The organism is Micromonospora endophytica (assembly GCF_003236305.1).
Lineage (GTDB): Bacteria > Actinomycetota > Actinomycetes > Mycobacteriales > Micromonosporaceae > Micromonospora > Micromonospora endophytica.
In genome coordinates, this window is the sequence record NZ_POTX01000277.1 from 1 (window position 1) to 7,159 (window position 7,159).

General features: G+C 70.2%; 8 protein-coding genes and 1 pseudogene. 5 read left to right on the forward strand and 4 right to left on the reverse strand.

The window, feature by feature from the left end; genetic code table 11:
- Positions 1–381 (forward strand): annotated as a pseudogene (locus C1I93_RS26605) (hypothetical protein); the annotation flags it as partial.
- A 47-nt stretch (positions 382–428) separates the two neighbouring features.
- Here the strand turns inward: C1I93_RS26605 and C1I93_RS26610 are convergent.
- From C1I93_RS26610 to ligD (C1I93_RS26625), 4 genes are read right to left on the reverse strand one after another with little or no spacing between them, the layout of a single operon-like run.
- Positions 429–770, reverse strand: coding sequence for a type II toxin-antitoxin system HicB family antitoxin (locus tag C1I93_RS26610; RefSeq protein WP_111246030.1), 342 nt, complete (start codon positions 768–770; stop codon positions 429–431).
- On the reverse strand, positions 770–1,015 hold the full coding sequence (locus tag C1I93_RS26615) for a toxin HicA (RefSeq protein ID WP_223256763.1): 246 nt from the start codon (positions 1,013–1,015) through the stop codon (positions 770–772). Before C1I93_RS26615 ends, C1I93_RS26610 begins: the two co-directional genes overlap by 1 nt.
- Positions 1,016–1,050: 35 nt before the next feature.
- Positions 1,051–1,965, reverse strand: a complete 915-nt coding sequence (gene ligD, locus C1I93_RS26620) for a non-homologous end-joining DNA ligase (protein WP_111246025.1) — start codon at positions 1,963–1,965, stop codon at positions 1,051–1,053.
- Positions 1,955–2,896 (reverse strand): non-homologous end-joining DNA ligase, encoded by a 942-nt coding sequence (gene ligD / locus C1I93_RS26625; protein WP_111246026.1) that lies wholly within the window; start codon positions 2,894–2,896, stop codon positions 1,955–1,957. The genes ligD (C1I93_RS26620) and ligD (C1I93_RS26625) overlap by 11 nt, the downstream gene beginning before the upstream one ends.
- A gap of 85 nt (positions 2,897–2,981) precedes the next feature.
- On the opposite strand from ligD (C1I93_RS26625), the gene ku reads away from it, so the two are divergent.
- The 4 genes from ku to C1I93_RS26645 form a co-directional block, all read left to right on the forward strand.
- Positions 2,982–4,097 carry a non-homologous end joining protein Ku gene (gene ku / locus C1I93_RS26630; RefSeq protein ID WP_111246027.1) on the forward strand — a complete coding sequence of 372 codons (1,116 nt, stop codon included), beginning with the start codon at positions 2,982–2,984 and terminating at the stop codon, positions 4,095–4,097.
- 76 nt (positions 4,098–4,173) lie between these two features.
- Entirely contained in the window at positions 4,174–5,598 is a 1,425-nt protein-coding gene (locus C1I93_RS26635) for a M1 family metallopeptidase (RefSeq protein WP_111246028.1), read from the forward strand.
- Between the two features lie 213 nt (positions 5,599–5,811).
- On the forward strand, positions 5,812–6,468 hold the full coding sequence (locus C1I93_RS26640) for an FKBP-type peptidyl-prolyl cis-trans isomerase (protein ID WP_111246029.1): 657 nt from the start codon (positions 5,812–5,814) through the stop codon (positions 6,466–6,468).
- A gap of 48 nt (positions 6,469–6,516) precedes the next feature.
- A partial coding sequence (locus C1I93_RS26645; protein ID WP_111246031.1) for an SCO6745 family protein occupies positions 6,517–7,159 on the forward strand: 643 nt, incomplete at its 3' end.

Genomic DNA, 7,159 nt, shown 5'->3' on the forward strand with positions numbered 1-7,159 from the left:
GCCCCGCCCTCGCCCTCAGCCCCGGCCCCGGCCTCGGCCTCGGTGTCAGCGCCCCGACCACGCCGTCTCTGGCTGCTGGTACTGGCCGGTTACCTCGGCGTAAACATGCTCTCCGGCTGGATCGGGGTCGCCGTGGCGGTGGTCGTCATCGGCGCGCTGGCGGTGGCGCTCGTCCGCTGGTCCGGGCGCACCGGCTGGGGGCAGGAACACGTGTTGGCAGGCGTCGCGGGGCCACTTGTCGGCGCGGCGGTCCTGGCGTACCTCGTGCCGCCGTACGCGCCGGCCTCGCCCGGCGAGGCCCTGGTCAGCGACGTGCTCGTCAGCGTGATCGTGGTCGCCCTGCTCACCGGGGCCTACGCCCGACTCCGCCGGCAGCCGTGACTGCCGCCAATGGGTGGTCACCGAGTCTCGACGACCACGACCGTGGATCAGGCGGCGCTCAACCTGCGTAGCACGTACTGGTTGAGGCTCATGCCTTCCTCGGCGGCGTGGATGGCCAGTTCGCGGTGCAGGCTCTCACCGACCCGAAGGTTGAACTTCCCCGAGTAACTGCGCTCGGAGAGCGGCTCCGGAACCTGCTCGCCCTGGTCGGCCATGTCGGCGATCACCTCGCGCAGGAGTTCCTGGAGGCCCTGAAGCGCCTCCAGCTGGGAGGGAGCGAGCCAGGAGAGGGATGGGAACTCCGCGCAGCTGGCAACGAACTCGTCATCCTCGACCGACCAGGTGACGCGGTAGGTGTAGTGGGAGATCTCAGGGCGGGACTCGGACATCACCTGGCCTCCTTCTTTTCGATCGCCTTGAGCACTTGCCGAACTTGGTAAGCCTTGGCCTTTCCTTTGTCGTCCTGGATGTTGACTCGTGGGTCGCCAGCCCAGGGCATCTTGAACACGGCGTGGGAGGTGCCGGCCTGGCGCGGCTTCCCGAAGTGGTGCTCACAGACCCGATACAGATCGTTGTACGCGATGTTCTGCTGACTCTTACGCATCGCTTCAATGATCTTGGCTATCGGCGGCACCTCACGATAGTACTACATGCAGTACTAGTTTCGAATCACCCGGCTGGGAGTTCGGGGCCGGCGTGCAGGAGCGGGCCGAGCAGATCACCGCACTCCTCGGCCCGTTGCAGGACCTCGGCCGCGGTGAACGGGCGGACGCCGGGCTGCTTGCCGCGCGGGCCGGCTGCCACCTCGTCCCAGGTCAGCGGCGTCGACACCGACGGGACGGCCTCGGCGCGCAGGGAGTACGGCGCGACGGTGGTCTTGGCCGCGTTGTTCTGGCTCCAGTCGATGAAAATCTTGCCGGGGCGGAGGTTCTTCGCCATTCTCGACACGATCAGTTTCGGGTGCTCGCGTTCCAGGTCCTGGGCGATCCGCCGGGCGTACGCCGACACGTCGTCGGCGGACTGGGTGCCGGAGATCGGGCAGCAGAGCTGCATGCCCTTCTTCCCCGACGTCTTCGGGTACGCGTCGACGCCGTCGTCGGCGAGCCGGTCACGCAGCAGCAGCGCCACCTGGCAGCACTGTTCCAGCGACGCCGGGGCGCCCGGGTCCAGGTCGACGACCATCAGGTCCGGGTGTGCGCCGACCTTCCACTGCGGGGTGTGCAGTTCCAGCGCGGCCAGGTTGGCCAGCCAGACCAGGGTGGGCAGGTCGTCGGCGACCACGTAGTCGATGGTCTCGCGGCCCTTGCTCGACCCGGGGGCGGGCAGGTTCTCGGTGCGTACCCAGTCGGGGGTGGCGGCGGGGGCGTTCTTCTCGAAGAACGAGTTGCCCTCCACCCCGTTGGGGTAGCGGATCCGGGTCAGCGCCCGGTCTTTCAGGTGCGGCAGGAGCACCGGGGCGATCCGGGTGTAGTAGTCGATCACCTCGCCCTTGGTGAAGCCGGCCTGTGGGTAGAGCACCTTGTCGAGGTTGGACAGCTCCAGGCGACGTCCCTCGACCTCCACCGGAAGCCGGTCAGCTGGCATCGTCGACCTCCTCGGCCGGTTTGTCGGGCCGCAGCCGCAGGATCCGGGGGAACCGCAGCCGTCCGTCCGGCGTCCGTTGGCCGTACTTGACCTCCACTACCACCTGTGGTGTTACCCAGATCGCGGCACGGGCATCCGCCCGGGGCACGTCGCCTGCGAACGGTGACGCGGCGGTGCGCAGCGGCTCCAACTCGCGCAGCAGTTCCCGTTCCAGGGCCGCGCCGATACCGCCGCCGACCCGACCCCGGTAGACGAGCCGCCCGCCGGCGCCGGGCACCCCGACCAGCAGGCCGCCGATCTTGCGCGCGCCGGGTCGCCAGCCGCCGACCACGAAGTCGCCTGTCACCTCAAGTTTGACCTTGACCCAGTCCGGTGAGCGGACCCCGGGCCGGTAGGCCGAGTCGCGCCGCTTCGCCATCACCCCCTCCAGGCCGTGCTCACCGGCCGCCGCGTAGGTGGCCGGGCCGTCGGCGAAGACCGGGGGCACGGCCCACCGCGCCGCACCCAACCCCAGCTCGTCGAGGGTGTCCCGGCGGCGGGCGTACGGCCATCCGGTGAGGTCCGTGCCGCGCAGTCGCAACAAGTCGAAGATCATGTACGTGACGGGTACGGTCGCCGCCAGTCGGGCCGCCTTCGCCGGATTTCGTACGTGCATCCGCTCCGCCAGCGCGGTGAACGAGGGCTGTCCGGCCTGGTCGAAGAGGACCACCTCGCCGTCGAGCAGCGCGTCGTCCACCTGCTCGGCGAGCGGGATCAGTTCCGGGTACGCGGTGGTGATCTCCGCGCCGGAGCGGGCGTAGAGGCGCTGCCGCCCGGCGGCGATGTCGGCGAGCGCGCGTACGCCGTCCCACTTGAACTCGTACGCCCAGCCCCCGCCGGCCGGGAGTGGCCCGGTCATCGCGAGCATCGGCTTGAGCGGCGCACCGGGCACGTTCCGACTGTATTACCAGCGCGAACGCCCTACACCCGGTTCTTTCTGGTGCGACCATGGTCGATATCGGGGAAGGGGGCGCGGGATGCGGGCCATCTGGAAGGGGGCGGTGTCGTTCGGGCTGGTCTCGATCGGCGTCAAGCTCTACTCGGCGACCGAGGAGAAGGACATCCGGTTCCACCAGGTGCACCGGGAGGACGGGGGAAGAATCCGGTACAAGCGCACCTGCCAGGTCTGCGGCGAGGAGGTCAGCTACGACGACATCGCCAAGGGCTACGACATCGGCGGCGGCGAGATGGTCATCCTCACCGACGAAGACTTCGCCGACCTGCCGCTGAGCACCTCGCACGCGATCGACGTGCTGGAGTTCGTGCCGGCCGAACAGGTCGACCCGATCCTTTACAACAAGGCGTACTTCCTGGAGCCGGAGGGCACCGCCACCAAGCCGTACCTACTCCTGCGGGACGCGTTGACCGACTCCGAGCGGGTGGCGATCGTCAAGGTGGCGCTGCGCCAGCGGGAGCAGTTGGCCACCCTGCGGGTGCGCGACGGGGTGCTGCTGCTGAACACGATGCTCTGGCCCGACGAGATCCGGAAACCCGACTTCGGTTTCCTGGCCGAAGACCTGAAGGTCCGCCCACCTGAGCTGGCGATGGCCACCTCACTCATCGACTCGATGGCCGGTGACTTCCAGCCGGACGAGTTCACCGACGACTACCGGGCCGCGTTGCAGGAGGTCATCGACGCGAAGGTGGAGGGCCGCGAGGTGGTCCAGCCGGAGGAGGTGGAGGAGGCCCCGGCCGCCGCCGTCGACCTGATGGCCGCCCTGAAGGCTTCCGTCGAACGGGCCCGCGCGGCGCGCGGTGAGACGGGCGCGGCCGGTGGCGGTGGTGGTGCCGGCGGTGGTGGCGGCCGGGCCAGCGGTGGCGGTGCCGGCGGTGGTGGCCGGGCCGGCGGTGGTGCCGGTGAGCCGACGCCGATCACGTCGGCCCGCTCGGCCCAGAAGAAGGCCGCCGCGGGCGCGGGCGCGGGCGCGAAGAAGGCCCCGGCGAAGAAGACCGCCGAGAAGAAGGCGACCACGGCGAAGAAGGCCACCGGCGAGAAGAAGACGCCGGCCACGAAGGCTCAGGCGGGGAAGAAGACCGCCGAGAAGAAGGCGGCCAAGACGGCGAAGAAGGCCGCCCCCCGCAAGACCGCCTGATCCTGGCCGTTAGGCCATTGACCAGGGATTTTGTGAATCCTTACGCTCCCGGGCATCCCCCATGGAGAGGATTCACATGACGATCCCTCGCTTGCGCGGTGCCGCGCTGGCCACCGCCGGTCTGCTGGCCGCCGGGGCCCTGGTGGCACCGGGCCCGGCCAGCGCGGCACCCGGCAACCCCGGAGCGCCCCGCTTCTCGCCCGGCGCACCGAGCATCGGCGACCTGTACTTCCCGGACCAGGGCAACGGCGGGTACGACGTCCAGCACTACGATCTCGACTTCTCGTACGACCCGGCGACCCGGTTCATGGACGCCACCGCGACGATCACCGCGCGGGCCACCCAGGATCTCGATCAGTTCAACCTCGACTTCCGCGGGCCGGAGATCTCCTCGCTGACCGTGAACGGGAAGAAGAACGACTTCACCCGCGACGGCCAGGAGTTGATCGTCACCCCCCGCCCGAAGCCGAAGACCGGGCAGATGTTCACGGTGGTGGTGAAGTACGCCGGGATCCCCGGTCCGGTGACCGACCCGGACGGGTCGATCGAGGGCTGGATCCCGACCGACGACGGCGCCTTCGTCGTCGGTGAGCCGCAGGGCACCCCTGCCTGGCTGCCGAGCAACGACACCCCGACCGACAAGGCCACCTTCCGCTTCACCGCCAAGGTGCCGGAGGGGCTCACCGCCGTCGGTAACGGCCAGCTCCTCTCCCAGCAGACAACCGACGGCTGGACCACGTACGTCTGGGACAACACCGAGCCGATGGCGACGTACCTGGCCACGATCACGATCGGCCGGTTCGTGGTCACCGAATCGGTCACGCCCAGCGGCGTCCCGTCGTACGTGGCGATCGACCCGCGGCTGGTCACCGGCTCGGCGAACGCGGTGTCGCAGATCCCGAAGATGATGGAGTTCTTCACCGGGCTGTTCGGGCCGTACCCGTTCGCCTCCACCGGGGCGATCGTCGACTACGCCCCCCAGGTGGGTTACGCCCTGGAGACCCAGACCAAGCCGATCTTCTCGAACACGGCGAGTGTCGGCACCATGGCCCACGAGATCGCCCACCAGTGGTACGGCAACAGTGTCTCGCCGGAGCGCTGGAAGGACATCTGGCTCAACGAGGGCTTCGCCACCTACGGCCAGTGGATGTACACCGAGTACAACGGTGGCGCGACGGTCCAGGCGACGTTCAACAGCAGCAGCAACTACGGCCGCGCCGCCTCGTCGTCGTTCTGGCAGATCGTGCTCGCCGATCCCGGGCCGATGGACATGTTCAGCAGCATCCCGTACAACCGGGGCGCGATGACCCTGCACGCGCTGCGCGGCAAGGTCGGCGAGGAGACGTTCCTGCGGATCCTGCGGCAGTGGGCGGAGATCCACAAGTACAGCCACGCCGCCACCACCGACTTCATCGGGCTGGCCGAGCGGGAGTCGGGGCAGGATCTGACCGCCTTCTTCGACGTGTGGCTGTTCCAGAAGGGCAAGCCGACGTCCTGGTGACCCGCCCTGTCCTCAGCAGGTGACGCGGACTCGACAGTCGGCACCGGTGCGGGGCCCGGAATCATTTCCGGGCCCCGCACTCCTGCCCCGCCGGCCTCAGGAATCCCACCGGTCACGATCGATCGTCGGAAGTACACCCACCACCAGGTACCGTGTGTCGGCGACGGCGTCCGTGGCCGGACGCATCCATCTCTGTTCAGGGGAGTCGAGGACGTGAGCGATCAGGCGGGCGGGCAGGAGAGCAAGGCGCGGCGACGACTGGCCGAACAGTTGGCCGAGCAGAAGGCAGCCGAGGCCAAGCGCCGCCGGCAGGCCTGGGCCGGGGCCTTCGCCGCCGTCGCCGTGGTCGGTGTGCTGATCACCGTGTTCGTGATCATCGGCCAGCGTGGTGGTGACGATGCCCCCGAGCAGGCCGCCGGCACCCCGTCCGCGTCGCCGAGCGACGTGACCTCGGATGGTGCGCAGGCGCCGCCGCCTCCGCCGCAGCTGCCAGAGGGCGCCGATCCGGCGCTGGGCAGCAAGCCCACGGTCGCCGCCGGTGAGGGCGAGCTGACCAAGCTCACCGTCACCCCGCTGATCGAGGGCACCGGTCCGAAGGTCAAGAAGGGCCAGTCCATCACCACCAACTACGTGGGAGTGTTCTACGACAGCGGTGAGGAGTTCGACTCCTCGTGGGAGCGGGGGCAGCCGGCCACCTTCCCGATCGGTGTGGGGCAGGTCATCCCGGGCTGGGACAACGGCCTGGTCGGGGTGACCGTGGGCAGCCGCGTACAGCTCGACATCCCGGCCGATCAGGCGTACGGCGACGGTGAGGGCGGACGTCCGGGCGGCCCGCTGCGCTTCGTGGTGGACATTCTCGCCGCTGAGTAGGAGGTACGGGTGACCGCGCTGGACGGGCCCGGGCCGGTGGCCCGGCTGATGTGGACCTGCTACGAGCCGGTGCACGCGGTCACCTACTTCCATCCGCGCGCCCGCGCCGCGTACGAGGCGGCCGGGCTGCGCGGCTTCTGGCGCGGCTACTTCGCCGGCCGGGCCGCCCCGCTCGGACCGGTCGGTCCCGCGCCGGTGATCGCCACCTTCTTCACCTTCGCCCCGCACGTGGTGACCCGCGCCCTGCCCGCGGTCTGGCAGCTGGCCACGCCCGAGGAGGCGCTGCGGGCCCGGCTCACCGGTGCGGTGCAGGCGCTCGCCGAGCTGACGTACGAACTTCCGGAGCGGCACCTCGCGGAGGCCGCCGAACTGCTGGAGGTCGCCGCCGAGGCGGTCGGGGCCGCGCCCGGCCGGGTGCTCGGCGCGGCGAACGCCGCCCTGCCGCGCGGAGACTATCCGCTGGCCCGCCTCTGGCAGGCGGCGACCACGTTGCGCGAGCATCGCGGCGACGGGCATGTGGCGGCGCTTGTCGCCGCCGACCTCGACCCGGCCGAGGCGCTTGCCTGGCGGGCGGCGACCGGCCTGGCGCCGCAGCCGCTGCTCCGCCGAGGCTGGTCGGCGCAGGAGTTGACGCAGGCCCGGGACCGGCTGGTCGCCCGCGGCTGGCTCACCACCACCACCACCACCCCCG

Bases quoted from the DNA above. Each gene is read 5' to 3' on its own strand.
- ku (WP_111246027.1), top strand. From the start codon at position 2,982: ATGCGGGCCATCTGGAAGGGGGCGGTGTCGTTCGGGCTGGTCTCGATC.
- ligD (WP_111246025.1), bottom strand. From the start codon at position 1,965: ATGCCAGCTGACCGGCTTCCGGTGGAGGTCGAGGGACGTCGCCTGGAG.
- C1I93_RS26610 (WP_111246030.1), bottom strand. From the start codon at position 770: ATGTCCGAGTCCCGCCCTGAGATCTCCCACTACACCTACCGCGTCACC.
- C1I93_RS26635 (WP_111246028.1), top strand. From the start codon at position 4,174: ATGACGATCCCTCGCTTGCGCGGTGCCGCGCTGGCCACCGCCGGTCTG.